Origin of the sequence: Agromyces mangrovi (genome assembly GCF_030296695.1) — a bacterium.
GTDB classification, from domain to species: Bacteria; Actinomycetota; Actinomycetes; order Actinomycetales; family Microbacteriaceae; genus Agromyces; species Agromyces mangrovi.
Genome location: NZ_AP027737.1, coordinates 3,493,008 through 3,518,174 on the forward strand (window position 1 = coordinate 3,493,008; position 25,167 = coordinate 3,518,174).

A 25,167-nucleotide genomic window follows, 5' to 3' on the forward strand; every position below is an offset into this window, starting at 1 on the left:
CCGCGTCACTCCGACGGCGCGTCCCGCCGGGTCACGATCGGCTGCGCCGCGTTGCCCTGCAGCGCGGCCGTGGTCACGCGGCGCGACTTGGCACGCCCCTCCCCCGGCTGCTTCGGCTGCGGGAGTGCGTCGAGCACCGAACCGAGCAGGTGCTCGGCGTCGGCATCGGGCAGGCGGCGCTTGGGCCGCGACTGCCCCTCGACGGGGATGTCGAGGATCTGCACGCGCTCGGGCGCCGATTCCTCGGCCGGGGGCGCCGCGGGCGACCCCTGCGAAGTCTCCGCCTCGGCGACGGCGGGCGCGTCCTCCTCGTGCCGCTCGTGCGCGAGCGTGGAGGCCGCGATCTGCGCGAGCGCGTGCTTGGCGTCCTCGGTGATGCCGTGGGTGCCGGTGTGGCCGTTCGACTTCTGCTCGCCCTTGCCGCCGCCCTGCTGCGACTGGCCGCCGCCGTTGCCACCGCCACCGCCGCCGCGCCCGCGACGACGCTCGGGCTGCTGCGACGAACGGTGCTTGGCGATCGGCTCGTGGTGCACGATGATGCCGCGCCCGGCGCAGACCTCGCACGCCTCGCTGAACGACTCCAGCAGGCCGAGGCCGAGCTTCTTGCGGGTCATCTGCACGAGGCCGAGCGAGGTGACCTCGGCGACCTGGTGCTTGGTGCGGTCGCGCGAGAGGCACTCGACGAGCCGGCGCAGCACGAGGTCGCGGTTGGACTCCAGCACCATGTCGATGAAGTCGACGACGATGATGCCGCCGATGTCGCGCAGGCGCAGCTGGCGCACGATCTCCTCGGCCGCCTCGAGGTTGTTCTTGGTGACGGTCTCCTCGAGGTTGCCGCCCGAGCCGACGAACTTGCCGGTGTTGACGTCGATGACCGTCATCGCCTCGGTGCGGTCGACGATGAGCGAGCCGCCCGAGGGCAGCCAGACCTTGCGCTCGAGCGCCTTCTCGATCTGCTCGGTGATGCGGTACTCGTCGAACGCGTCGCGGTCGCCCTCGTACTTCTCGACGCGCTCGAGCAGGTCGGGCGCCACCTGGCGCAGGTATCGCTCGATGGTCGACCGGGCGTCCTCGCCCGAGATGATCATCTTCTGGAAGTCCTCGTTGAAGACATCGCGCACGATCTTGATGAGCAGGTCGGGCTCGGAGTGCAGCAGCGCGGGCGCCTGCGCCTTCTCGAGCTGCGAGCTGATGTCGGCCCACTGTGCGGTGAGGCGGTTCACGTCGCGCGTGAGCTGCTCCTCGGTCGCACCCTCGGCCGCGGTGCGGACGATGACGCCGACGTTCTCGGGCAGCACGTCCTTCAGGATCTTCTTCAGGCGCGCACGCTCGGTGTCGGGGAGCTTGCGGCTGATGCCGTTCATCGAGCCGTTCGGCACGTAGACGAGGTAACGACCGGGCAGCGAGACCTGGCTGGTGAGGCGCGCGCCCTTGTGGCCGACGGGGTCCTTGGTGACCTGCACGAGCACGCGGTCGCCCGGCTTCAGCGCGAGCTCGATGCGGCGCGGCTGGTTCTTCTCGCCGTTCTCGGCGGCGGCCTCCCAGTCGACCTCGCCCGAGTAGAGCACCGCGTTGCGACCGCGGCCGATGTCGACGAACGCCGCCTCCATGCTCGGCAGCACGTTCTGCACGCGGCCGAGGTAGACGTTGCCGATGAGCGACGCGTCCTGATTGCGCGCGACGTAGTGCTCCACGAGCACGCCGTCCTCGAGCACGCCGATCTGGATGCGGCCGGCCTTCGCCCGCACGACCATCTGGCGGTCGACGGCCTCGCGTCGCGCGAGGAACTCGGCCTCGGTCACGACGGCGCGGCGTCGACCCGCGTCGCGTCCGTCGCGACGGCGCTGCTTCTTCGCCTCGAGGCGGGTCGATCCCTTGACCTTCTGCGGTTCGGTGATCGGCTCCTGCTCGCGGGCCTTGCGCACCTTGACGACGGTGTTCTCGGGGTCGTCCGATCCGGGCGCGCGGTCCTCGCCGCTGCGGCGGCGTGCCCGGCGGCGCTTCGACGAGCCCTGGCGGGGCTCCTCGTCGTCCTGCTCCGGGCGGCGGCCGGGGCGCGCGGGCAGCGGCGTCACGTCGGGGGCGTGGAAGATGAGCGACGTCGTCGTCAGCGAGTCCGGGATCGGGCTCGGCGCGGGCGCGTCGGTCTCCTCGGAGCCGGCGGCGTCCTCGGCGGCCGTGTCCGATTCGGCGGCGGATGCCTCGGGGCTCGCGTCCTCCGCGGGCGTGTCCGCCTCCGCTGCCGGCGTGTCCGCCTCCGCGGTCGGAGCCTCCGCCTCGGCGGGCGGAGTCTCGTCCTGCGGAGCAGGCGTCTCGTCCTGCGGAGCAGGCGTCTCGTCAGCCGCGGCCTCCTCGGCCGCCGGCGACTCGACGACCGGGGTCTCCGCGTCCGCAGCGACCTCCGCCGCCTGCGGCGCCGTCGTCTCGGCCTCGGGCTCGCCCGGGGCATCCGTCACCGTCTCGGGCGCCTGCTCGACCGCCTGCTCCTCGGCGCGTCGTCGCCCGCCGAACAGTCGGGCCCGTCGCTCCTGCGGCTGGTTCGTCTCGTTGGTCTGCTCGTTCGTACCTTCCACCATCGCTGGTGCACTCCTACACCGGGTGGGTGACCGCGTCACCCTCCCGGTACTCTCTCGAGCGGCGACCCCTCGTGGGTCTCCGCGAATCCTTCGCTTCGCAGCCGGACCGGTGTCCTGGCTGCCACATCTTCCGGTCGTCCGACCGCCATCCGGATGCCCCTGCACCCGCAAACCTTCGTCAGCGCCACCGGACGCGGTCCGGACGGCTGGCTCGATTATCGCATGGACGCGGGCGCCCGCGCTGACGGACGCGTGACATAATCGCCCGGTGACCGCGACCGCAGACACCGACCGCACCGAGACCGAGGCTCCATCCCGGCCGATCGCGCTCGCCGTCTTCCTCGTGATCGCGGGCGTCACGGGCCTCATCGCGGCGTTCGAGCTGATGGTCGAGAAGATCGCGGTGCTCGAGGATCCGACGCACTCCGTGTCGTGCGACTTCAGCGTGCTCGTGGGCTGCTCGACGAACCTCGCGTCGGAGCAGGGCGCCGTGTTCGGCTTCCCGAACCCGATCATCGGGCTGGTCTGCTGGCCCGTCGTCATCACCATCGGCATGGCGCTGCTGTCGGGCGCCCGGTTCTCGCGCTGGTTCTGGATCGGCTTCAACGTCGGGGTCACCGCCGCGCTCGCGTTCGTGTGCTGGCTCATCTTCCAGAGCATCTACGTGCTCGACGTGCTCTGCCCCTGGTGCATGCTCACCTGGGCGGTGACGATCCCCACGTTCTGGGCGGTCACGCTGCGCAACGTCGCCGAGGGCGTGTTCGGCGGCGGGGCATCCGTTCGCCGCGTCGGTGCCGCACTCGCGGGCTGGATCCCGCTCATCACCGTCGTCTGCTACCTCGTGGTGGTGCTACTCGCGCAGCTGCGCATGGACGCGATCCCGCGCATCTGGTTCGACCTGTTCGCCTGACCGCACGCACGCCGCGCCGGCCCGGGTGGCGAAGGCGAGCGGATGCCGCTGGCGGACGTGGGCGGCCGGTGGCATCCTGCCGCCATGGGAACGCTCGTCTACTCGACCATCGGTTCGCTCGACGGCTACGTGAACGACGCGCGGGGCGCGTTCGACTGGGCGGAGCCGCCCGACGACCTCGTGGGCAGCATCAACGACGTGCTCGAGGGCGTCGACACGTACGTCTACGGCAGACGGATGTACGAGGTCATGCACGTCTGGGAGACCGACCCCGATTTCGATGGCCCCGGGCTGTCACCCGAGACGGCGCGGTTCTCGCGGGGCTGGCGCGCCGCCGAGAAGGTCGTCTTCTCGGCGACGCTCGCCGAGCCGGTGACGGCCCGCACCCGCATCGAGCGGGCCTACGGCGCCGGCGCCGTCCGTGCCGTCGTCGACGCCACGGACGGCGCCGTCACCATCGAGGGGCCGACGCTGGCCGCGCACGCGCTGCGCGACGGGCTGGTCGACGAGGTGCACCGGTACGTCGCCCCCGTGCTCGTCGGCGGCGGGACGCCCGTGTTCCCGGCAGACGTCCGACTCGACCTCGAGCTGGTCGAGCAGCGCCGGTTCGACCGCGGGTTCGCGCTGCTGCGCTACGCCGTGCGCTAGTCGAACCAGAGCGCGAGCTCGCGCTCGGCCGACTCGGGCGAGTCGGAGCCGTGCACGAGGTTCTGCTGCACCGGGAGTCCCCAGTCGCGCGCGAGGTCGCCGCGGATCGTGCCGGGCGCGGCCGTGGTCGGGTCGGTGGTGCCGGCGAGCGACCGGAAGCCCTCGATCACGCGGTTGCCGGCGACGCGCATGGCGACGGTCGGGCCCGACTGCATGAACTCGACGAGCGGCTCGTAGAAGGGCTTGCCCTCGTGCTCGGCGTAATGGGCGGCGAGCAGCTCGCGGTCGGCCTGCAGGAGGCGCACGTCGACGAGCGAGTAGCCCTTCGCCTCGATGCGGCGGAGGATCTCGCCGGTCAGGTTGCGGGCGACGCCGTCGGGCTTGACGAGGACGAGGGTCTCTTCGATGGGCGTGGTCATGCGGATTCCTTCCGTTGGCGGTCGATTCGTGCCCCGGCGACCATGGCGTACCACCACATGCCGCCGAACAGGGCGCCCACGAAGAACATCGCGGGGTTGAGGAAGCCGGTCGCCAAGAGGATCCCCTGCAGGACCCAACCGGCGACGTACGCGCCCTCGTAGCGCAGCAGCGCCATGATCGCGAGCAGCCCGACGAGCAGCACGCCGCCGCCCACGAGCGCCCACCAGCGCGGAATGCCGTCGTCGCCGAACGGCGCGGGCGACAGCCCGAAGATCGTCAGCGACGCGAGCAGCACGATGAACAGCTCGAAGCCGAGCACGATGCTCGCGAGGCTGCGCCGGATGGAGCGCGGCTCGGGCGCGGGACCATCGGGCTGCTCGGGCAGCCCCGGCTCCGCCGCGGTCACGGCTTCCACTCCCGGTCGTCGGCGAACGCCATGGCCTCGGCGACGAGCGTGATCGAGCCGGTGACCACCACGGCACGGCGCGGCGCTTCGGCCGCCCAGTCGTGCGCGGCCTCGAACGCGTCCTCGGCCCGGTCGTACGAGCTGATGCGCTCCGGGCCGATGACGGCCGCCGCCTGCTGCGCCAGCGCCTCGGCCGGGATCGCACGATCGGACTCGGACGCGGTCACGAGCAACACGTCGGCGATGGCGTCGAGCTCGCGCAGGATGCCCGCGGCATCCTTGTCGCCGAGCACGCCCACGACCACCGCGATCTCGTCGAAGTCGAACACCTGGCGCACCGCCTCGACGAGCGCGTGCGCGCCGTGCGGGTTGTGCGCCGCGTCGACGAGCACGGTCGGCTCGACGCCGACGAGCTGCATGCGCCCGGGCGAGGTGGTGGTCGCGAACGCCTCCTCGACGACCTCGCGCGAGAGCGCGTGCTCGCCCGAGCCGAGGAACGACTCGACCGCGGCGACCGCGACGGCCGCGTTCTGCGCCTGGTGCGCGCCGAGCAGGGGCAGGAAGACCTCGGCGTACTCCCCCGCGATACCGCGGATCGACAGCAGCTGCCCGCCGACCGCGACGGTCGCCGCGGTGGTCTCGAAGGCATCGCCCTCGATGGCGAGCGTCGCCTCGCTGAGCCGGCTTGCCGTGGCGAGCACGTCGGTCGCCTCGGGCGACTGGCGGGCCGAGACGACGGATGCCGCAGGCTTGATGATGCCCGACTTCGTGCGCGCGATCTGGGTGACCGTCGAGCCGAGGCGCGACATGTGGTCGAGGTCGATCGGCGTGAACACGGCGACCTGGCCGTCGGCGACGTTGGTCGAGTCCCACTCGCCGCCCATGCCGACCTCGATCACCGCCACGTCGACGGGCGCGTCCGCGAAGGCGGCGAACGCGAGCGCCGAGAGCGCCTCGAAGTACGTCAGCGGCACGTCGCCGGCCTGCTCGAGCTCGGCGTCGACCATCTCGACGTAGGGCGTGATGTCGTCCCAGTTGCGGGCGACCGCCTCGTCGGAGATGGGCTCGCCGTCGACGAGGATCCGCTCGGTGAACCGCTCGATGTGCGGGCTCGTGAGGAGGCCCGTGCGCAGGCCGTGCGCGCGCAGCAGGCCCTCGATGAGCCGGCTGGTGCTGGTCTTGCCGTTCGTGCCCGTGACGTGGATCACCGGATACGCGCGCTGCGGGTCGCCCAGCAGGTCCATCAGGCGGCGCGAGGGGCCGAGCCTCGGCTGCGGCGCCTGCTCGCCGATGCGGTCGAGCAGGGCGGAGAACACGGCGTCGGCCGCGTCGCGGAACTCGTCCGTCATGCCCGGGTCACCTCCACCGCGAGCTTCGCGCCACCGGCGAGCTTGGTCGCGTCGTCGCCGAGGCCGTCGACGGCCACGTCGAACGCGACGGCGAGCGTCTCGTCGGCGATGAGCGCGCGGTGCGCGTCGAACGCCGGCGCGGCGTGCGACTCGGTGACCAGGCGCAGGCGGATGCGGTCGCTGACCTCGAGCCCGGCGGCCTTGCGGGCGTCCTGCACCGCGCGCACCGCGTCGCGCGCGAGGCCCTCGGCCTCGAGCTCGGGCGTCGTCGAGGTCTCGAGCAGCACGAAGCCGTCGCCCGGCAGCAGGCCGATCGCACGCGAGTCGGCGTCGGCATCGCTCGAGACCAGCGCGAGCTCGTACTCGCCCTCGGCCAGCTCGATGCCGCCCGCCACGACGACGCCGTCCTGCTCGGTCCAGTCGCCCTCGCGCGCCGCGCGGATCGCGGCCTGCACCTGCTTGCCGAGGCGCGGACCGGCCGCGCGGGCGTTGACGGAGAGTCGACGCGAGATGCCGTACGCGTCCGCGCTGCCCTCGTCGAGGGTCACGAACTCGACGGCCTTGACGTTGAGCTCGTCGCGCAGGATGCCCGCGTACGGCGAGAGCCCCGAGGCATCCGCCGCCACCACCGTGAGCGACGCGAGCGGCAGGCGCACCCGTCGCCCCGCCTGCTTGCGCAGCGCGAGCGCGGTCGAGCTGATCTGGCGCACGGCGTCCATGGTCGCGACGAGCTCGGGGTCGGCGGGGAACTCGTCGGACGTCGGCCAGTCGGCCAGGTGCACGCTGCGACCGCCCGTGAGCCCGCGCCAGACGGTCTCGCCGACGAGCGGCACGAGCGGGGCGGCGAGGCGGCAGAGCGCCTCGAGCACGGTCCAGAGGGTGTCGAACGCCTCCCGGCCCGTGCCGTCGTCGGCGACGCCGTCCCAGAACCGGTCGCGCGATCGGCGCACGTACCAGTTGGTAAGCACGTCGGCGAAGTCGCGCAGCTTGGCCGACGCCATCGTCGCGTCGAATCGCTCGAGGTCGTCGGTCACGCCGGCGACGAGGTCGTGCAGCTTCGCGAGCAGGTACCGGTCGAGCACGTCCTCGGAGTCGGTGCGGCGCTCGGCCTCGTACCCCGATGCGTTGGCGTACAGCGAGAAGAAGTACCAGGTGCTCCACAGCGGCAGCATGAACTGCCGCACGCCCTCGCGGATGCCCTCCTCGGTGACGATGAGGTTGCCGCCGCGCAGCACCGGGCTCGCCATGAGGAACCAGCGCATCGCGTCGGACCCGTCGCGGTCGAACACCTCGTTCACGTCGGGGTAGTTGCGCAGCGACTTCGACATCTTCTGCCCGTCGCTGCCGAGCACGATCCCGTGGCTGATGACGTTGCGGTAGGCCGCCCGGTCGAACAGCGCCGTCGACAGCACGTGCATGACGTAGAACCAGCCGCGGGTCTGCCCGATGTACTCGACGATGAAGTCGGCCGGGTGGTGGGTGTCGAACCACTCCCGGTTCTCGAACGGGTAGTGCACCTGCGCGAACGGCATCGAGCCCGAGTCGAACCAGACATCGAACACGTCGGGGATGCGGCGCATGGTGGACTTCCCGGTCGGGTCGTCGGGGTTCAGACGGGTCAGCTCGTCGATGTACGGGCGGTGCAGGTCGGGCTCGCCGTCGGCGTTCAGCGGCAACCGGCCGAAGTCGCGCTCGAGCTCCTCGAGCGACCCGTAGACGTCGACGCGCGGGTACGCGGGGTCGTCGCTCTTCCACACCGGGATGGGCGATCCCCAGTACCGGTTGCGGCTGATCGACCAGTCGCGCGAGCCCTCGAGCCACTTGCCGAACTGGCCGTCCTTGACGTTCTCGGGCACCCAGCCGATGCCCTGGTTCAGCTCGACCATGCGGTCGCGGAACTCGGGCACCCGCACGAACCAGCTCGAGACGGCGCGGTAGATGAGCGGATTGCGGCAGCGCCAGCAGTGCGGGTACGAGTGCTCGTAGCTCGCCTGGCGGAGCAGGCGCCCCTCGGCCTTCAGCAGCTGCGTGAGCGGCTTGTTCGCGTCGGACCACAGCTGCCCCGCGACATCCGTCACCGCAGGCAGGAACCGACCGCCCTCGTCGAGCGAGATGACGACCGGGATGCCCGCGGCCTCGCAGACCTGCTGGTCGTCCTCGCCGTAGGCGGGCGCCTGGTGCACGATGCCGGTGCCGTCGGAGGTCGTGACGTAGTCGGCCACGAGGATGCGCCAGGCGTTCTGGAGGCCGTACGCCTCGACGTCCGCGTAGTAGTCGAACAGGCGGTCGTAGGTGACGCCGTCGAGGTCGGCACCGCGCACGGTGCGCGAGATCGCGGCGACCGCGTCCTCGGGCGACTCGTAGCCGAGGTCCTTGGCGTAGTTGCCCACGAGGTCGCGCGCGAGCAGGTACTCGCCGCCCAGCACCTCGGTGTCGCTCTCCCCCGCGCGCTCGCGCAGGACGGTCGCGTCGGGCGTGCCGGCGGGGCCCGCGGGCACGACGGCGTACTCGATCTCGGGGCCGACGGCCAGCGCGAGGTTCGTCGGCAGCGTCCACGGCGTGGTCGTCCATGCGAGCGCACGCACCGCGGTGAGCCCGAGCGCCTCGGCCTTCGCGCCCGTGAGCGGGAAGGTGACCGTGACGGTCTGGTCCTGGCGCATCTTGTAGACGTCGTCGTCCATGCGCAGCTCGTGGTTCGACAGCGGCGTCTCGTCGCGCCAGCAGTACGGCAGCACGCGGTAGCCCTCGTAGGCGAGGCCCTTCTCGTGCAGCTGCTTGAACGCCCACACGACCGACTCCATGAAAGTCACGTCGAGGGTCTTGTAGTCGTGCTCGAAGTCGACCCACCGCGCCTGGCGGGTGACGTACTCCTGCCACTCGCGGGTGTAGCGCAGCACCGACTCGCGGGCGGCGGCGTTGAACGCCGCGATGCCCATCTCCTCGATCTGGCTCTTGTCGGTGATGCCGAGCTGGCGCTCCGCCTCGAGCTCGGCGGGCAGGCCGTGGGTGTCCCAGCCGAACCGGCGGTGCACCTGCCTGCCGCGCATGGTCTGGAAGCGCGGGAACAGGTCCTTGGCGTAGCCGGTCAGCAGGTGGCCGTAGTGCGGCAGGCCGTTGGCGAACGGCGGGCCGTCGTAGAAGACCCACTCCTCGGCGCCCTCGCGCTGGTCGATCGAGGCCTGGAACGTGTCGTCGCTCGACCAGAACGCGAGCACCTGCTGCTCGAGTTCCGGGAAGTTCGGGGAGGCTTGGACCTCGCCGCGGTCGTTCGGAGTGCGGGGATACAACGGGTCTCCTGGGAGGACGTGCGTTCGGCCCGAGGACGTCGGTCGCCCCTCGGACGCCGTCGCGGTACCACCTCGATTGCCCCGGTCGCCCGGTGCCACTCGTTCCTTGGCTGTGACGGGCCAGCCCCGTCCGGTTCTAGTGACGGGCGGATGCTGCGCACCAGCCCGCGTTCTTCCGGAGACTCCCCGGTGATGGCCGGATCGACGTCGTTGGCCACCAGTGTATCGCCCGCCCCGAGGCATCCGTCACCCGCACTGGGGGTGGGCCGACTGTGCACAGGCCGCCCACCGGACCGCACGCTCCCCTACCCTCGGACGCACGAGCGGATGAGACGGTACCCGACACGGAGGACGCCATGAGCGACGACGGAACGAACCGCCCCGAGGACCCGGACGCCACGCGCCCGATCGACCACGCCGAGACGGTGCCGATGGCCCCGGTGCAGGCGGATGCCGCCACGGACGAGTCGCCCGAGAGCGGCGGGCGCCGCACCGCGCTGATCCTCATCTCCATCCTCGCCGGCGTGCTGCTCATCGCCGTGATCGTGCTCGTGGTCGTGCTGCTCACCGGCGGGTCCGACGAGGAGGAGCCGGTGGCCGCACCGACGCCCACGGCCACGGAGACCCCCGAGCCCGAGCCGACCGAGTCGGAGGAGCCCGAGGGCGAGACCGAGGACGACGGCGACGGCGGCGACGGCGGCTCGACCGACGGCGGCGGTTCCACGGACGGCGGCGGCGAGACGACGCCCGCTCCCGTCTTCACGACGACCGCGTTCGAGCCCGAGGTCGCGCCGTGCGACGGCGTCTCGTCGGTGCCGCTGCGCTTCCAGTGGATGTCGGACGGCGCCGAGCAGGCCTGGTTCGGAGTCGGCACGACCGACGCCAAGGCGGCGCCCTTCGAGGAGGTCTCCCCGAACGAGGAGGTCTACGAGGGCGTGAGCTTCCAGTGCTCGGAGGCGAGCGAGATCTACACGGTCACCCTCGAGGGCCCGGGCGGCATCACGAGCCACACGTGGGAGGTCGTTCGCGGCTGACCGGCCGCGAGGCCTCGCGGCGCGCGTAGGATGCCGGGCGTGACGAACGCACCTGCCGCACCCGCATCCGACCTCGACCGCGCCCCACGACCCGTCCGCCGGGTCGCGATCGCGTCCTTCGTGGGCACCGCCCTCGAGTCGTACGACTTCTACGTCTTCGCGTACTTCGCGGCGTTCTTCGTCGGGCCGCTGTTCTTCGAGCCGCTCGGCGTGTTCGGCGGCACGCTCTCGGCGTTCCTCTCCATCGCGCTGGCGTTCGTCGTGCGGCCGCTCGGCGCGATCGTGTTCGGCCACCTCGGCGACCGCATCGGCCGCCGCAGCACCCTCATCGTCACCATCACGCTCATGGGCGTCGCGACCGGCCTCATCGGCGTGCTGCCCGATTACGCGACCGCCGGCTGGCTCGGGGCCATCGGACTGGTCGTGCTGCGCATCCTGCAGGGGCTCTCGCTCGGCGGCGAGTGGGGCGGCGCGGTGCTGCTCGCGACCGAGCACGCCGACCCGCGCCGTCGCCCGTTCTTCGCGGCGATCCCGCAGCTCGGCTCCCCCGTCGGCTCCATCCTCAGCGCCACGGTGTTCCTCGTCATGACCACCCTCCTCACGACCGAGGACATGGTCGCGTGGGGCTGGCGCATCCCGTTCCTCACCGCGATCCCACTGCTGCTCGTGTCGCTGTACCTGCGCTGGTCGATCGACGAGACGCCCGTGTTCCGCGAGCTCGTCGCCGAGCGCCGCCGCGACCGGGTCCCGTTCCTCGCGATGTTCGCCCGCCAGCCCGTCGCGATTCTCGTCGCCGTCGGCGCGGCGCTCCTCGGCATCGGCTCGTACTCGCTCATGAACACGTACACCGTGAACTACGGCGTGACCGAACTCGGCTTCAGCTTCCAGGACCTGCTGGTCGCGACCACCATCGGCGGCCTGCTCCAGCTCGTCACGATCCCGACCTTCGGCTGGCTCGCCACCCGCGTCGGCTCCGCTCGTGTCGTCGCGTGGGGCGCGCTCGGCACGCTGCTCATCACGTTTCCCATGTACTGGCTGCTGCAGTTCGCCACGTTCCCGATCCTCGTCGGCACGATGATCATCGGCGGCATCCTGCCCACCATGGCCTGGGCGAGCCTCGGCGGGCTCATGGGCGACCTCTTCGACGACCACTACCGCTACTCGGCGCTGTCGTTCGCGTACAGCATCGCGGCCGTGATCTCGGGCTTCGTGCCGGCGCTCACGCTCGCACTCGGCGAGGCGACCGCGTTTGAGTGGTGGCACCCGGGCGTGGTGCTCGCGGTCATGTCGGCGATCACGCTGGGCTCGGCCCTCGCCGCGGGGGCGATCGCCCGGAGCCGGGCGGCCGCGCCCGCCGCGGACTGACGCGCGCCGACGCACGGCCGGCTCCCCGTGGCATCCGGCTAGAATGCACTGCAATCGCACACTCAGGCACCTCCACATTGACTCGGTGCCGCACATATCGAACCGGAGTTCCCACATGACCGCGCCGCGCATTCCCGACAAGCCCGCCCTCGAAGGACTCGAGCAGAGCTGGGGCACCGTCTGGGAGGACCAGGGCACCTACCGGTTCGATCGTGAAGGTGCGACGAAGGAGACCATCTACTCCATCGACACGCCCCCGCCTACCGCGTCGGGCTCGCTGCACATCGGCCACGTGTTCTCGTACACGCACACCGACGTGGTGGCGCGCTTCCAGCGCATGCGCGGACGCAGCGTGTTCTACCCGATGGGGTGGGACGACAACGGCCTGCCGACCGAGCGCCGCGTGCAGAACTACTACGGCGTGCGCTGCGACCCGTCGCTGCCGTACGACGCCGACTTCACTCCGCCGCACGAGGGCACCGAGGGCAAGACCATCAAGCCGGCCGACCAGGTGCCGATCTCGCGCCGCAACTTCATCGAGCTCTGCGAGCGGCTGACGGCCGAGGACGAGCAGCACTTCGAGGACCTCTGGCGCACGCTCGGCCTCTCGGTCGACTGGACCCAGACGTACCGCACCATCGCCGACGAGGCCATCACGACCTCGCAGCGGGCGTTCGTGCGCAACGTGGCCCGCGGCGAGGCGTACCAGGCGCTCGCGCCCACCATGTGGGACGTGACGTTCCGCAGCGCCGTGGCGCAGGCCGAGCTCGAGGACCGCGAGCAGCCCGGCCACTACCACCGGGTGACCTTCCACCGCCCCGACGGCGGCACCATCGAGATCGAGACCAGCCGGCCCGAGCTCATCGCCGCGTGCGTGGCCCTCGTGGCGCACCCCGACGACGAGCGCTACCAGCCGCTGTTCGGCCAGACCGTGACCACTCCGGTGTTCGGCGTGGAGGTGCCGATCGTGGCGCACCACCTCGCGCAGAAGGACAAGGGCACCGGCATCGCCATGATCTGCACCTTCGGCGACGTGACCGACGTGACCTGGTGGCGCGAGCTGAACCTGCCGAACCGCGCGATCATCGGCTTCGACGGACGCATTGTGGCGGATGCCCCCGAAGCGATCGACTCCGAGGCCGGCCTCGCCGCGTTCGGCGAGCTCGCCGGCAAGACCGTGTTCAGCGCGAAGAAGGCCATGGTCGACCTGCTGCGCGAGTCGGGCGACCTGCTCGGCGAGCCGAAGGCCATCACGCACCCGGTGAAGTTCTACGAGAAGGGCGACCGCCCGCTCGAGATCGTGTCGACCCGGCAGTGGTACATCGCCAACGGCGCGCGCGACGAGGCGCTCCGCGACCGGCTCGTGGAGCGGGGTCGCGACATCGACTGGCACCCCGACTTCATGCGCGTGCGGTACGAGAACTGGGTGGGCGGCCTCTCGGGCGACTGGCTCATCTCGCGCCAGCGCTTCTTCGGCGTGCCGATCCCGGTCTGGTACCCGCTCGACGCCGACGGCGAGCCCGTCTTCGACGAGCCGATCGTGGCGACCGAGGACCTGCTGCCCGTCGATCCGTCGTCGCAGCCCGCGCCCGGCTTCGCGGAGTCGCAGCGCGGCCGGGCGAACGGCTTCATCGGCGAGCTCGACATCATGGACACCTGGGCGACCTCGTCGCTCACCCCGCAGCTCGCGGGCGGCTGGGAGCGCGACCCGGAGCTGTTCGACCTCGTGTTCCCGTACGACCTGCGCCCGCAGGGCCAGGACATCATCCGCACCTGGCTGTTCTCGTCGACGCTGCGCGCCGAGCTCGAGCACGGGGTGGCCCCGTGGGGCAACGCCGCGATCTCGGGCTTCATCGTCGACCCCGACCGCAAGAAGATGTCGAAGTCGAAGGGCAACGTGGTGACCCCGGCGGGCCTGCTCGAGCAGCACGGCTCCGACGCGGTGCGCTACTGGGCGTCGTCGTCGCGCCTCGGCACCGACGCCGCGTTCGACCCGCAGAACCCGACCCAGGTGAAGATCGGCCGCCGCCTCGCGATCAAGGTGCTGAACGCGTCGAAGTTCATCCTCGGCTTCGAGGGCACGGCGGATGCCCCCGTGACCGAAGCGCTCGACCGCAGCATGCTCGCCACGCTGCAGGGTGTCGTCGCGCAGGCGACGGCCGCGCTCGAGGCGTACGACCACGCGCGGGCGCTCGAGCTCACCGAGACGTTCTTCTGGACCTTCTGCGACGACTACCTCGAGCTCGTGAAGGAGCGCGCGTACGGCGAGGCCGGCGCCGAGCAGGCCTCGGCGGTGGCGGCCCTCAACCGCGCCCTGTCGACCCTGCTGCGCCTCTTCGCCCCGGTGATCCCGTTCGCGACCGAGGAGGCCTGGTCGTGGTCGCACGAGGGGTCGGTGCACCGCGCCGCGTGGCCGACCGTCGACGAGCTCGCGCTCGACGAGGCCGGCGACCCCGAGCTGCTCCGGCTCGCGAGCGCCGCCCTCACGGGCATCCGCCGCGCCAAGACCGACGCGAAGGCCTCGCAGCGCACGCCGGTCTCGCAGGCCCGCATCGGCGGACCGGCCGCCGAGATCGCGGTGCTCGCGCAGGCCGCCGGCGACCTCCGCGCGGTGGGTCGCATCGAGACGCTCGACTTCGACGAGGCCGACGAGCTCGCCGTGCGCGAGGTCGTGCTCGCACCCGCGGAGGCATGATGCAGCTCGGCACCCGTTGGCCCGCCGGTACCGCCGCACCCGCGTCGGTGCCGGAGCCGGTGCGCGCCGCGATCGCGGACGCCGAAGCCGCCACCGCGTCGCTCGAGGGGCAGTACTGGACCCTCACCTGGCTCGAGGGTCTCGCGATCGCGACGCTCGACGACGGCACGCGGGTGCGGCAGCGGCCCGGTGGTCTCGCGCCGATCACGGAGCCGGCCGAGCCGGAGGCGAACGCCGACGACGACTGGTGAGTCGGGTGCCCGAGGCCTCCGGCCCGTTCAGCGCATGCCCACCCCGACGCGGATGCGGAACTCGGCCTGCTCGGCCTCGGTCTGACGCCGTGACGTCGTCGGGATCATCGCGGCGCGTCGCGCCCGTCGCCGGCTCGCCCAGCGGGTGAGCTCGACGCCGAGGCGGGTGGCGAGGCGTTCGATGCGGTCGGCCGGCACGCGACGGGTGCCGCGGATCGGCAGTGCGGTGGCGGTCATTGCGGGAGTTCCTCTCCATCGACGAGCGGGAATGCGTTGAGCTGCAGTTCGACCGGGCGCGACCCGGGCAGGTCCAGGCCGCGGTAGCGGGCGACGATCGCCTCGACCGCGTGCGCGAGCTCGCTCGACGCCTCGTCGAGCTGTTCGCACGTGAGTCGCAGGTGCGCCGTGGACATGACGCTCGCGTGGAGCCACTCGTCGGGCAGGTCGCGCATGCCGCGGTCGAGGAACTCGCGCAGGTGCGACTCGCGCTCGTGCTGCACGTGGTCCATGACGACCTGGGCGGCGGCCTTCACCGCCGGATCCGAGGCGTGGTCGGGCGGCACGGTGAGCCCGCCGGGCGTGCGCTCCCACCAGCGTTCGCGCGCGGTGCCGCGGCCGACGACCTCGCGCACGAGGTCGTACTGCGCGAGCTGCCGCAGGTGGTAGCTCATCGCACCGCTCGACTCCCCCAGCCGCTCGGCGAGCATGCTCGAGGTGGCGGCGCCGTGCAGCGACAGCGCGTCGAAGATCTGCATGCGCAGCGGGTGCCCGAGGGCCTTCAGCGTGCCGAGGTCCGCGATGCGCGGGGGCGGCGCGTCGGCCGCCGATGCTGCGTGCTCGGGAGTGCTCATACCCGAGACGATACTCTTGCAAAGAACTCTTTGCAAGTATTTCTTTGCAATGAAATCTTTGCATCAGGTGGGCGGCGGATGTCGCGGAGCATCCGCCCCCGTCCCGCTCACCCGTGCGCGATGATCTCCCCGTGCGGCATGAGCAGCCAGCCGTCGTCGTGCGCCGCCCACTCGCGCCACCCCGCCGCGATCTCCTTCAGGTCGCCCCAGTCGGCGTGGCCCGACTCGATGGCATGCGCCGCGAAGGTCGACTCGACCGCGCGCTCGGCCCAGGACCCGCCCCACCATTCGCGCTCGGCGGGGCTCGAGAAGAGCCAGACCGACGCGCTCACGTCGACCCGCGAGAAGCCGGCGTTCACGGCCCAGTGCTTGAGCGTGCGGCCCGCCAGCGGGTCGCCGCCGTTCCACACGTGCACCCGTCGGTACACGTCGAGCCACTTGTCGAGCGCCGGTACCAGCGGGTACCAGATCACGCCGCCGTAGTCGACGTCGCGCACCCCGGCCACCCCGCCCGGCTTCAGGACGCGCCGGAACTCGCGCAGCGCGTCCTCCGGCCGACCGAGGTGCTGCAGCACCTGGTGCGCGTGCACCACGTCGTACGTGTCGTCCTCGGCGTCGAGCCGATACGCGTCGTCGACCGCGAACTCGACGTTGTGCACGCCGTTGTCGGCCGCGAGGCCGGCCGCCTGCGCGACGATCTGCGCCGAGGCGTCCACGCCCCGCACCGGTGCCGGATCGACCCGCCGGGCGATGTCGATCGTGATGCTGCCGGGCCCGCTGCCCACGTCGAGCACCAGGGCGCCCGGCTGCAGGTGCGGAATGAGGTACTCGGCCGAGTTCGCCACCGTGCGCCAGGCGTGCGTGCGCACCACGCTCTCGTGGTGCCCGTGCGTGTACTCGTCCCGTGGCGCGACCTCCGACCGGTCGATGTCCGTGTCCATGACACGAGCCTAGAACCGCTGGTCGGCCCCCGTGCCGCCTACGCTGGACGGATGGCCCAGACCGTCAATCCGCTGCTCACGCCGAGCACGCTCCCCTACCAGCTGCCGCCCTTCGCCGAGATCTGCGAGGAGCACTACGGCCCCGCCCTCGAGCAGGGCATGGCCGAGCAGCTCGCCGAGGTGCGCGCCATCACCGAGCAGCTCGACCCGCCCACGTTCGCGAACACGATGCTGCCGCTCGAGCTCAGCGGGCAGACGCTCCGCCGCGTGCTCGAGGTGTTCTCCAACCAGAGCTCGGCCGACTCCACCCCCGCCACCGACGCGCTCGAGGAGGAGTTCGCGCCGCGCCTGGCCGCGCACGAGGACGCCATCCGGCTCGACCCGGCGCTCTACCGCCGCATCGACGCCCTGCACGCCGACATCGACGCGCAGGGCCTCGACCCCGAGTCGCGCTACCTGCTCGAGCGCACGCACCGCGAGTTCACGCTCGCGGGCGCCGCGCTCTCCCCCGACGAGACCGATCACCTCAAGGAGCTCAACCAGCGACTCGCCGCCCTCGCAACGCGCTTCGAGAAGCACCTGCTCGCCGACACGAACGACCTCGCGGTGCAGGTGACGGATGCCTCCGAGCTCGACGGTCTCTCCGACGGCGAACGTTCGGCCGCAGCGGCCGCCGCCGCCGACCGCGGGCTCGACGGGTACCTCGTCACGCTCGTGCTGCCGACGGGGCATCCGTGGCTCGCATCGCTCACGAGCGAGGCCACCCGCGACCGCGTCATGGCCGCCTCCCGCGCCCGCGGCGCACGCGGCAACGCGCACGACACCCGCGCGACGGTGCTCGAGATCGTGCGGCTCCGCGCCGAGCGCGCCCGGCTGCTCGGCTTCGCCGACCACGCCTCGTACATCACGGCCGACCAGACCGCGGGCAGCCCCGAGGCGGTCGCCGACATGCTCGGCTCGCTCGCGCCGGCGGCGGCGCGCAACGCCCGCGCCGAACGCGAGCGCCTCGCCGCGGTCGTGGCCGAGACCCCGGGCGCACGGCCGCTCGAGGCATCCGACTGGCCCTACTACTCGGAGCAGGTGCGCGCCCGCGACTACGCGGTCGACACGGCAGCGATGCGCCCCTACTTCGAAGCCGAGCGCGTGCTGCACGACGGGGTGTTCTTCGCCGCGACCGAGCTCTACGGCATCACGTTCACCGAGCGTGACGACCTCGTCGCCTACCACCCCGACGCGCGGGTCTTCGAGGTGCACGAGGCCGACGGCTCCCCCGTCGGACTCTTCGTGTTCGACCTCTACACGCGCGACTCCAAGCGCGGCGGCGCCTGGATGAACCCGATCGTCACCCAGTCGACGCTGCTCGGCACGCTGCCCGTCGTGGTCAACAACCTCAACGTGCCCAAGCCCGCCGCGGGCGAGCCGACGCTGCTCACCTACGACGAGACCCGCACGCTGTTCCACGAGTTCGGGCACGCGCTGCACGGGCTCTTCGGGAGCACGACGTACCCGAAGCTGTCGGGCACGAGCGTGCACCGCGACTTCGTCGAGTTCCCGAGCCAGGTGAACGAGATGTGGATGCTGTGGCCCGAGGTGCTCGCCAACTATGCGGTGCACCACGAGACGGGCGAGCGGATGCCGCAGGAGCTCGTCGACCGCCTCCTGGCCGCCGAGCAGTGGGGCGAGGGCCACGCGACCGTCGAGTACCTCGCCGCCGCGCTGCTCGACCAGGCGTGGCACCGGCTGACCGCCGACGACGTGGTCGACGACGTCGCCGCGTTCGAGGCGCGGGCGCTGGCCGACGCGGGCCTCGACGACCCGCTCGTGCCGACGCGCTACTCGAGCACTTACTTCGCGCACACCTTCTCCGGCGGCTACAGCGCGGGCTACTACTCGTACATCTGGAGCGAGGTGCTCGACGCCGACACGGTCGAGTGGTTCCGCGAGCACGGCGGACTCACGCGCGAGAACGGCGAGCGGTTCCGCCGGCGCCTGCTCGGCGTCGGCGGCGGCGGCGACCCGCTCGAGGCGTACCGCGACTTCCGCGGGCGCGACGCCGAGCTCGAGCCGCTGCTGCGGCGCCGCGGGCTCGACGCGTAGGACGCGCTCACGCGAACGCGCCGCCACCCGTCGGGGTGGCGGCGCGTTCGAACGTCGCGTGGTGCGTGCGGCTGACGGTCAGATCGCGAAGCCGAGGGCGCGCATCTGGTCGCGGCCGTCGTCGGTGATCCGCTCCGGACCCCACGGCGGCATCCACACCCAGTTGATGCGGAACGCGTCGACGACCCCGTCGAGGGCCTGCGCGGTCTGCTCCTCGAGCACGTCGGTCAGCGGGCATCCGGCGCTCGTGAGCGTCATGTGGATGATCAGCGCGTCGTGCTCGTCGTCCCAGCCGAGGTCGTAGATCAGGCCCAGGTCGACGACGTTGACCCCCAACTCGGGGTCCATGACGTCCTTCAGCGCCTCTTCGACCTGATCGAACTTCTCGGGTGCCAGCGTCGAAACCATGGGATCAGCTTACGACCGCACCGTCGAGATAGCGATCGTAGCCCTCCTCCTCGAGACGCTCGGCCAGCTCGGGGCCGCCCTCCTCGGCCACGCGTCCGGCGACGAACACGTGCACGTAGTCGGGCGTGATGTAGCGGAGGATGCGGGTGTAGTGCGTGATCAGCAGCACGCCGAGGCCCGTCTGCTCCTTGGCGCGGTTGACGCCCTCGGAGACGATCTTGAGCGCGTCGACGTCGAGGCCGGAGTCGGTCTCGTCGAGCACCGCGAAGTCGGGCTTCAGCAGCTCGAGCTGGAGGATCTCGTTGCGCTTCTTCTCGCCGCCCGAGAAGCCCTCGTTGACGTTGCGCTCCGCGAAGGCGGGGTCCATCCGCAGGTTCGCCATCGACTCGCGCACGTCCTTGACCCAGCCGCGCACGGCGGGAGCCTGACCGTCGATCGCGGTCTTCGCGGTGCGGAGGAAGTTGGTGACGGTGACGCCGGGGATCTCGACCGGGTACTGCATGGCGAGGAACAGGCCCGCGCGGGCGCGCTCGTCGACGCTCATCTCCAGCACGTCCTCACCATCGAGGGTGATGGAGCCGGAGACGACGGTGTACTTGGGGTGGCCGGCGATCGTGTAGGCCAGCGTGGACTTGCCCGAGCCGTTCGGGCCCATGATCGCGTGGATCTCGCCCTTGCGGATGGTCAGGTCGACGCCGCGCAGGATCTCGCGGGTGCCCTGCTCGGTCTCGACGTTGACGTGGAGGTCCTTGATCTCGAGGACAGACATGGTTCGTTGCGTTCACTTCCCGGCGCTGACGCGCCGTGGTCGGGGGTTCAGACGTTCAGGGTGACGGTCGGGTCGATGAAGACGCCGCCGTCGGCGAGCTCCACCCGGTACACCGGGACGGGCTCGTAGGCGGGGAGGGTGAGGGGCTTGCCGGTCTTGAGGGAGAACTTCGACCCGTGCGCCCAGCACTCGAGCGTGTCGTCCTCCACGAAGCCCTCGGCGAGCGAGATGTCGCCGTGCGTGCAGGTGTCGCCGATGGCGTGCACGTCGCCCGCGGCATCCTTCACCACGGCGATCGGGGTGCCCTCGACGACGAAGCGCTGGGCCTGGTCGGCCTCGAGCGCGTCGACGTCGCAGACGCGGACCGCGCTCACGAGGGGAGCACCCCGCCCGCGAGCTCGGCCTCGATCGCCTCGGCGAGGTGCGCCTCGAGGTCGGGCACGCCGATCTTCTGCACGATCTCGGCGAGGAAGCCGATGACGACGAGGCGCCGGGCCTCGTCCTCGCGGATGCCGCGCGCCTGCAGGTAGAACAGCTGCTCGTCGTCGAAGCGTCCGGTCGCGCTCGCGTGGCCGGCACCCTGGATGTCGCCCGTTTCGATCTCGAGGTTCGGGATCGAGTCGGCGCGCGCGCCGGGCGTGAGCACCAGGTTGCGGTTCGCCTCGTACGAGTCGGTGCCGACGGCGTCGCGCCCGATCAGCACGTCGCCGATCCACACGCTGCGTGCCGTCTCGCCCTGCAGCGCGCCCTTGTAGAGCACGTCGCCGCGCGTGTGCGGCCCCTTGTGGTGCAGGAACACCTGGCTCTCGAAGTGCTGCCCGGCGTCGGAGAAGCTGAGCCCGTAGAGCTCCGCCTCCGAGCCCTCGCCCGCGAGCTCGACGCTCGGGTTGAGGCGCACGACCCCGCCGCCGAACGACACGACGACGTGGCGGAGGTAGGCGTCGCGGCCGACGCGCGCCTGGTGCGCGGCGGCGTGGATCGCGTCGTCGGCCCACTCCTGCACGCTCACGACCGTGAGGTTCGCGCCCTCGCGGACGAGCACCTCGACGTTCTGGGCGAACGTGGTGCTGCCGGCGTGGCGGAGCACGATCGTGCCACGCGAGTTGGGCTTGGCCTCGATCACGACGTGGCCGTTGGCCCGGCGCTCCGCGCCGTTGCCCGTGAGCTGCACGACGACGGGCCCGTCGAGCTCCACGCCGTCGGGCACCACGAGGTGCAGGGCCTCGTCGGTGTGCTTCCAGGCGAGGGCGCTCGGGAGGTCCTCGGGGGTGAACGCCTCACCACGCGGGGCCTGGCCGACGGCCAGGGTGCCCAGCTCGATCGCGTCGGCGCCGGTGACCTTCCAGTCCACGGCGGCGTCGCCGGCGCGGTCGTCGGTCGCCTCGTCGGCGAAGACGCCCGCGATGCGCGCGATCGGGGTGTGCTTCCAGTCGACCTCGGTGCCCGCGGGCACGCCGAAGTCGGCGGGGTCGTAGGAACGCGTGCGCTCGGTTCGGGTCTGCACCGGCACGAATGCACCGGCTCCGTCGCTGTGCGCCCTGCTACCGGGGGCGACGGGTGGCGTCTGGATTGCGGACGTCATTCAGCCGACGGATCCTTCCATGCTCATCTCGATCAGTTTGTTGAGTTCCATCGCGTACTCCATGGGGAGCTCGCGGGCGATCGGCTCGATGAAGCCGCGCACGATCATCGCCATGGCCTCGTCCTCCGGCAGGCCGCGCGACATGAGGTAGAACAGCTGCTCCTCGCTCACGCGCGACACGGTCGCCTCGTGACCCAGGTGCACGTCGTCGACGCGGATGTCGATGGCCGGGTACGTGTCGGACCGGGAGATCGTGTCGACCAGCAGCGCGTCGCAGCGCACGGTGTTCGCGGAGTGGTGCGCGTTCGCGTCCACCCGCACCTCGCCGCGGTAGCCCGCTCGGCCGCCGCCGCGTGCGATCGACTTGGAGACGATCGACGACTGCGTGTGCGGCGCCATGTGGATCATCTTCGCGCCGGCGTCCTGGTGCTGGCCGGGGCCCGCGAACGCGACCGACAGGGTCTCGCCCTTGGCGTGCTCGCCCATCAGGAAGATCGACGGGTACTTCATCGTGACCTTCGAGCCGATGTTGCCGTCGATCCACTCCATGGTGGCGCCCTCGGCGGCGGTGGCCCGCTTGGTGACGAGGTTGTAGACGTTGTTCGACCAGTTCTGGATCGTCGTGTAGCGCACGCGGGCGTTCTTCTTCACGATGATCTCGACGACCGCGGAGTGCAGCGAGTCGCTCTTGTAGATCGGCGCCGTGCAGCCCTCGATGTAGTGCACGTACGAGCCCTCGTCGGCGATGATGAGCGTGCGCTCGAACTGGCCCATGTTCTCGGTGTTGATGCGGAAGTACGCCTGCAGCGGGATCTCCACGTGCACGCCCGGCGGCACGTAGACGAACGACCCGCCCGACCACACGGCCGTGTTCAGCGCGGCGAACTTGTTGTCGCCGGCCGGGATGACCGTGCCGAAGTACTCCTCGAAGAACTCCGGGTGCTCGCGCAGCGCCGTGTCGGTGTCCATGAAGATGACACCCTGCGCCTCGAGCTGCTCGTTGATCTGGTGGTAGACGACCTCGGACTCGTACTGCGCCGCGACGCCCGCGACGAGGCGCTTGCGCTCCGCCTCGGGGATGCCGAGCTTCTCGTACGTGTTCTTGATGTCCTCGGGCAGGTCCTCCCACGTCTGGGCCTGCTTCTCGGTGGAGCGCACGAAGTACTTGATGTTGTCGAAGTCGATGTCCGACAGGTCGGCGCCCCAGCTGGGCATGGGCTTGCGGTCGAACAGCTGGAGGGCCCGCAGGCGACGCTTGCGCATCCACTCCGGCTCGTCCTTCAGGTTCGAGATGTCGGCCACGACCTCGGGCGAGAGCCCGCGTCGCGCAGACGCTCCGGCCACGTCGGAGTCGGCCCAGCCGAACTCGTACTGGCCGAGGCCCTCGAGCTCCGGTCGGTCGATGAGGACGTCGGTCATCGTTCTCCTCTTCTCCACCCCCGGCTATCAGTCCGGCTCGCTCCCCTCTCCGCGTTCGAGGCGCAGCGCGGTTCGGGAGCGATGTGCGGGTGGCTGCAGTGCGTACCTAAGATGGAAGCCGAGCATCGGCCGCATTCCTGCGTCCTGCGCGCCTGCGCATGCTCGTCAACCACCCAAGTCTATAGGGTCGCGAACCCTCAGGGGCAGGACTCCCAGCGCCGTCCCAGACCGTCGCGTCCGGATCGAGTACCGTGAACCGTTTCGTCGCCTGGCTCCCCGACCACGTCGACCGCCGCATCCGCATCACCGCATGGATCTCGTTCGTGCTCAACGTGCTCATCATCGCGACCGGCGGCGCGGTGCGCCTCACCGCCTCCGGACTCGGCTGCAGCGACTGGCCCGTGTGCGTGCCCGGGTCGCTCACGCCGACCCCCGAGATGGGCATCCACGGCGTGATCGAGTTCGGCAACCGCACGATCAGCGGGCCCCTGCTGATCGCCGCACTCCTCGTGCTGCTGTTCACGTGGCGCCTGCGCCGCGAGCGGAAGGACCTCTTCCGGCTCGCGCTGCTGGTGCTCGTACTCGTCGTCGTGCAGGCGCTGGTGGGCGCGTTCGTCGTCTGGCAGGAGCTCGCGGCCGCGCTCGTCGGCTTCCACTACACGGTCTCGGTCGTCATCGTGTGCATCGCCGCCGCGTACCTCGTGCGCATGCACGCGCCAGCGGGGCCGCGCGAGCTCGCGGTGCCGAGGCCGTTCGCGATCCTGACCCACGTCACGACCCTCGCCCTGGCCGTCACCGTCGTCGTCGGCGTCATGACCACCGCGTCGGGCCCGCACTCGGGCGACGACGACGTCGTGCGCACCGGGGTGGACGCGACGCTGCTCGCGCACGTGCACTCGTGGCCGGGCTACGTGCTCGGCGCACTCCTGGTCGCACTCGTCGCCTGGGCCGCGGCGGCCCGCCTGCGTCCGCTGAAGTGGCTGCTCGTGCTGACCGCCGTCGTGCTGGTGCAGATCGCCGTGGGCGTCTTCCAGGCCCGCAACGGCCTGCCCCCGCTCGCGGTCGGCGTGCACATGGTGCTCGCGGCCCTCTCGGCCGCCGCGATGACCACGGTCGTCCTCAACCTGAAGGCGCCCGTCCGGGTCGTCGCCGACTCCCCCGCCCCCGCCGAGGCCGTCCGCGGCTAGAAGGGCAGCAGCGGGTCGATGCCGACCGCGAGGAACAGCAGCGACAGGTACGCGATCGACGAGTGGAAGACGCGCATGCCCGATGCCGGCTGGTTGCGGATCGCGAGCCCGTACAGGCGGTGCGTCTCGGCGACGAACCAGCCGCCCGTGACGAGGGCGACGGCCGTGTAGACGAGGCCCATGTCGGCGACCGGAATGAGCAGCAGCGAGCACGCGAGCGTCGCCCAGGCGTAGAGGATGACCTGGAGGCCCACCTGCGCCCGGCCGCGCACGACGGCGAGCATCGGCACCCCCGCCGCCGCGTAGTCCTCGCGGTACTTCATCGACAGCGGCCAGTAGTGCGGCGGCGTCCAGAGGAAGATGATCAGGAAGAGGATGAACGGCGCCCAGCTCAGGTCGCCGGTCACGGCGGCCCAGCCGATGAGCACGGGCATGCAGCCCGCGACGCCGCCCCAGACGATGTTCTGCGACGTGCGGCGCTTGAGGATGAGGCTGTAGAAGACCACGTAGAGCAGGATCGCCGCGAGCGAGAGGGCTGCGGCGAGCCAGTTGGCGAACACGCCGAGCCAGACGATGGACGCCGCGCCCAGCGCATAGGCGAACACGAGCGCCTCGCGGTCGGTGAGCTCCCCGGTCACGAGCGGGCGGTTGCGCGTGCGGCGCATCACGCGGTCGATGTCGCGGTCGATGTAGCAGTTGAACGCGCCCGCGGAGCCGGCGCTCATCGCGCCGCCGATCAGCGTCGCGAGCAGCAGCCAGAGGTCGGGCAGGCCGCCCTGCGCCAGGATCATCGTGGGCGCGGTGACGACGAGGAGCAGCTCGATGACCCGCGGCTTCGTCAGCGCCAGGTAGGCGGCGGCCTTGCGACGGAACCCGATGGCGGTGCGCGGCTCTCGGGTGCGTACGGCTTGGTCCATCGTTCCTTCTCGGTTGCGCGCACGGGCTCGGCTGCGCGATCGTCCCGGTCAAGTC

22 protein-coding genes are annotated in these 25,167 nt (G+C 71.3%); 8 read left to right on the top strand and 14 right to left on the bottom strand.

The window, feature by feature from the left end; all coding sequences use genetic code 11:
- Positions 1 to 5: 5 nt before the first annotated feature.
- A complete protein-coding gene (locus QUE38_RS16750; protein WP_286309458.1) occupies positions 6 to 2,576 on the bottom strand; it encodes an Rne/Rng family ribonuclease in 2,571 nt (856 codons plus the stop codon).
- 268 nt (positions 2,577 to 2,844) lie between these two features.
- Here QUE38_RS16750 and QUE38_RS16755 point away from each other — a divergent pair, with 268 nt between their 5' ends.
- Positions 2,845 to 3,486: a vitamin K epoxide reductase family protein gene (locus tag QUE38_RS16755; RefSeq protein WP_286309459.1), complete on the top strand. Its 642-nt coding sequence runs from the start codon at positions 2,845 to 2,847 to the stop codon at positions 3,484 to 3,486.
- Positions 3,487 to 3,570: 84 nt separating this feature from the next.
- Positions 3,571 to 4,134 carry a dihydrofolate reductase family protein gene (locus tag QUE38_RS16760; protein WP_286309460.1) on the top strand — a complete coding sequence of 188 codons (564 nt, stop codon included), beginning with the start codon at positions 3,571 to 3,573 and terminating at the stop codon, positions 4,132 to 4,134.
- Here QUE38_RS16760 and ndk read toward each other — a convergent pair.
- Genes ndk through ileS form a run of 4 tightly spaced genes read right to left on the bottom strand, consistent with a single transcriptional unit; the run spans position 4,131 to position 9,596 of the window.
- Positions 4,131 to 4,553, bottom strand: a complete 423-nt coding sequence (gene ndk, locus QUE38_RS16765; RefSeq protein WP_286309461.1) for a nucleoside-diphosphate kinase — start codon at positions 4,551 to 4,553, stop codon at positions 4,131 to 4,133. The genes QUE38_RS16760 and ndk overlap by 4 nt on opposite strands.
- Positions 4,550 to 4,960 (bottom strand): DUF4233 domain-containing protein, encoded by a 411-nt coding sequence (locus QUE38_RS16770; protein WP_286309462.1) that lies wholly within the window; start codon positions 4,958 to 4,960, stop codon positions 4,550 to 4,552. The genes ndk and QUE38_RS16770 overlap by 4 nt, the downstream gene beginning before the upstream one ends.
- Positions 4,957 to 6,309 (bottom strand): bifunctional folylpolyglutamate synthase/dihydrofolate synthase, encoded by a 1,353-nt coding sequence (locus tag QUE38_RS16775; RefSeq protein ID WP_286309463.1) that lies wholly within the window; start codon positions 6,307 to 6,309, stop codon positions 4,957 to 4,959. Before QUE38_RS16775 ends, QUE38_RS16770 begins: the two co-directional genes overlap by 4 nt.
- Positions 6,306 to 9,596 carry an isoleucine--tRNA ligase gene (gene ileS, locus QUE38_RS16780; protein ID WP_286309465.1) on the bottom strand — a complete coding sequence of 1,097 codons (3,291 nt, stop codon included), beginning with the start codon at positions 9,594 to 9,596 and terminating at the stop codon, positions 6,306 to 6,308. Before ileS ends, QUE38_RS16775 begins: the two co-directional genes overlap by 4 nt.
- 356 nt (positions 9,597 to 9,952) lie before the next feature.
- Here ileS and QUE38_RS16785 point away from each other — a divergent pair, with 356 nt between their 5' ends.
- The 4 genes from QUE38_RS16785 to QUE38_RS16800 all read left to right on the top strand — a co-directional run bounded on the left by QUE38_RS16785 (position 9,953) and on the right by QUE38_RS16800 (position 14,941).
- Positions 9,953 to 10,630: a hypothetical protein gene (locus tag QUE38_RS16785; RefSeq protein ID WP_286309467.1), complete on the top strand. Its 678-nt coding sequence runs from the start codon at positions 9,953 to 9,955 to the stop codon at positions 10,628 to 10,630.
- A 39-nt stretch (positions 10,631 to 10,669) separates the two neighbouring features.
- Positions 10,670 to 11,995, top strand: coding sequence for an MFS transporter (locus QUE38_RS16790; protein WP_286309468.1), 1,326 nt, complete (start codon positions 10,670 to 10,672; stop codon positions 11,993 to 11,995).
- A gap of 115 nt (positions 11,996 to 12,110) precedes the next feature.
- Positions 12,111 to 14,690 carry a valine--tRNA ligase gene (valS, locus tag QUE38_RS16795; protein WP_286309469.1) on the top strand — a complete coding sequence of 860 codons (2,580 nt, stop codon included), beginning with the start codon at positions 12,111 to 12,113 and terminating at the stop codon, positions 14,688 to 14,690.
- The gene (locus tag QUE38_RS16800) at positions 14,687 to 14,941 is read left to right on the top strand and encodes a hypothetical protein (protein WP_286309470.1); all 255 of its coding nucleotides are present in this window, start codon (positions 14,687 to 14,689) and stop codon (positions 14,939 to 14,941) included. Before valS ends, QUE38_RS16800 begins: the two co-directional genes overlap by 4 nt.
- Before the next feature lie 27 nt (positions 14,942 to 14,968).
- On the opposite strand, the gene QUE38_RS16805 is transcribed toward QUE38_RS16800, so the two are convergent.
- The 3 genes from QUE38_RS16805 to QUE38_RS16815 all read right to left on the bottom strand — a co-directional run bounded on the left by QUE38_RS16805 (position 14,969) and on the right by QUE38_RS16815 (position 16,733).
- A complete protein-coding gene (locus QUE38_RS16805; RefSeq protein ID WP_286309471.1) occupies positions 14,969 to 15,178 on the bottom strand; it encodes a hypothetical protein in 210 nt (69 codons plus the stop codon).
- Positions 15,175 to 15,792: a winged helix-turn-helix domain-containing protein gene (locus QUE38_RS16810; protein WP_286309472.1), complete on the bottom strand. Its 618-nt coding sequence runs from the start codon at positions 15,790 to 15,792 to the stop codon at positions 15,175 to 15,177. Before QUE38_RS16810 ends, QUE38_RS16805 begins: the two co-directional genes overlap by 4 nt.
- Positions 15,793 to 15,899: 107 nt before the next feature.
- The gene (locus QUE38_RS16815) at positions 15,900 to 16,733 is read right to left on the bottom strand and encodes a methyltransferase domain-containing protein (RefSeq protein ID WP_286309473.1); all 834 of its coding nucleotides are present in this window, start codon (positions 16,731 to 16,733) and stop codon (positions 15,900 to 15,902) included.
- A 51-nt stretch (positions 16,734 to 16,784) separates the two neighbouring features.
- Here QUE38_RS16815 and QUE38_RS16820 point away from each other — a divergent pair, with 51 nt between their 5' ends.
- Positions 16,785 to 18,830, top strand: coding sequence for a M3 family metallopeptidase (locus QUE38_RS16820; RefSeq protein ID WP_286309475.1), 2,046 nt, complete (start codon positions 16,785 to 16,787; stop codon positions 18,828 to 18,830).
- 78 nt (positions 18,831 to 18,908) lie between these two features.
- Here QUE38_RS16820 and QUE38_RS16825 read toward each other — a convergent pair whose 3' ends face one another.
- From QUE38_RS16825 to sufB, 5 genes are read right to left on the bottom strand one after another with little or no spacing between them, the layout of a single operon-like run.
- Entirely contained in the window at positions 18,909 to 19,238 is a 330-nt protein-coding gene (locus QUE38_RS16825; protein WP_281886587.1) for a metal-sulfur cluster assembly factor, read from the bottom strand.
- 4 nt (positions 19,239 to 19,242) lie between these two features.
- The gene (gene sufC / locus QUE38_RS16830; RefSeq protein WP_281886585.1) at positions 19,243 to 20,007 is read right to left on the bottom strand and encodes a Fe-S cluster assembly ATPase SufC; all 765 of its coding nucleotides are present in this window, start codon (positions 20,005 to 20,007) and stop codon (positions 19,243 to 19,245) included.
- A 47-nt stretch (positions 20,008 to 20,054) separates the two neighbouring features.
- A complete protein-coding gene (locus tag QUE38_RS16835) occupies positions 20,055 to 20,381 on the bottom strand; it encodes a non-heme iron oxygenase ferredoxin subunit (RefSeq protein WP_286309477.1) in 327 nt (108 codons plus the stop codon).
- Positions 20,378 to 21,589, bottom strand: a complete 1,212-nt coding sequence (gene sufD / locus QUE38_RS16840; RefSeq protein WP_286309478.1) for a Fe-S cluster assembly protein SufD — start codon at positions 21,587 to 21,589, stop codon at positions 20,378 to 20,380. Before sufD ends, QUE38_RS16835 begins: the two co-directional genes overlap by 4 nt.
- Entirely contained in the window at positions 21,590 to 23,008 is a 1,419-nt protein-coding gene (gene sufB / locus QUE38_RS16845; RefSeq protein WP_286309480.1) for a Fe-S cluster assembly protein SufB, read from the bottom strand.
- A 251-nt stretch (positions 23,009 to 23,259) separates the two neighbouring features.
- Between sufB and QUE38_RS16850 the strand changes: the two genes are divergently transcribed.
- Positions 23,260 to 24,195: a COX15/CtaA family protein gene (locus QUE38_RS16850; protein WP_286309481.1), complete on the top strand. Its 936-nt coding sequence runs from the start codon at positions 23,260 to 23,262 to the stop codon at positions 24,193 to 24,195.
- Here the strand turns inward: QUE38_RS16850 and QUE38_RS16855 are convergent.
- Positions 24,192 to 25,112, bottom strand: a complete 921-nt coding sequence (locus tag QUE38_RS16855) for a heme o synthase (protein ID WP_286309482.1) — start codon at positions 25,110 to 25,112, stop codon at positions 24,192 to 24,194. The genes QUE38_RS16850 and QUE38_RS16855 overlap by 4 nt on opposite strands.
- Between the last annotated feature and the right edge of the window lie 55 nt (positions 25,113 to 25,167).

Coding starts and splice junctions, on each gene's coding strand:
- QUE38_RS16750 (WP_286309458.1), bottom strand. CDS start 2,576: ATGGTGGAAGGTACGAACGAGCAGACCAACGAGACGAACCAGCCGCAG.
- QUE38_RS16760 (WP_286309460.1), top strand. CDS start 3,571: ATGGGAACGCTCGTCTACTCGACCATCGGTTCGCTCGACGGCTACGTG.
- ndk (WP_286309461.1), bottom strand. CDS start 4,553: ATGACCACGCCCATCGAAGAGACCCTCGTCCTCGTCAAGCCCGACGGC.
- QUE38_RS16775 (WP_286309463.1), bottom strand. CDS start 6,309: ATGACGGACGAGTTCCGCGACGCGGCCGACGCCGTGTTCTCCGCCCTG.
- QUE38_RS16785 (WP_286309467.1), top strand. CDS start 9,953: ATGAGCGACGACGGAACGAACCGCCCCGAGGACCCGGACGCCACGCGC.
- valS (WP_286309469.1), top strand. CDS start 12,111: ATGACCGCGCCGCGCATTCCCGACAAGCCCGCCCTCGAAGGACTCGAG.
- QUE38_RS16800 (WP_286309470.1), top strand. CDS start 14,687: ATGATGCAGCTCGGCACCCGTTGGCCCGCCGGTACCGCCGCACCCGCG.
- QUE38_RS16805 (WP_286309471.1), bottom strand. CDS start 15,178: ATGACCGCCACCGCACTGCCGATCCGCGGCACCCGTCGCGTGCCGGCC.
- QUE38_RS16810 (WP_286309472.1), bottom strand. CDS start 15,792: ATGAGCACTCCCGAGCACGCAGCATCGGCGGCCGACGCGCCGCCCCCG.
- QUE38_RS16815 (WP_286309473.1), bottom strand. CDS start 16,733: ATGGACACGGACATCGACCGGTCGGAGGTCGCGCCACGGGACGAGTAC.
- QUE38_RS16820 (WP_286309475.1), top strand. CDS start 16,785: ATGGCCCAGACCGTCAATCCGCTGCTCACGCCGAGCACGCTCCCCTAC.
- QUE38_RS16825 (WP_281886587.1), bottom strand. CDS start 19,238: ATGGTTTCGACGCTGGCACCCGAGAAGTTCGATCAGGTCGAAGAGGCG.
- sufC (WP_281886585.1), bottom strand. CDS start 20,007: ATGTCTGTCCTCGAGATCAAGGACCTCCACGTCAACGTCGAGACCGAG.
- sufD (WP_286309478.1), bottom strand. CDS start 21,589: ATGACGTCCGCAATCCAGACGCCACCCGTCGCCCCCGGTAGCAGGGCG.
- sufB (WP_286309480.1), bottom strand. CDS start 23,008: ATGACCGACGTCCTCATCGACCGACCGGAGCTCGAGGGCCTCGGCCAG.
- QUE38_RS16855 (WP_286309482.1), bottom strand. CDS start 25,112: ATGGACCAAGCCGTACGCACCCGAGAGCCGCGCACCGCCATCGGGTTC.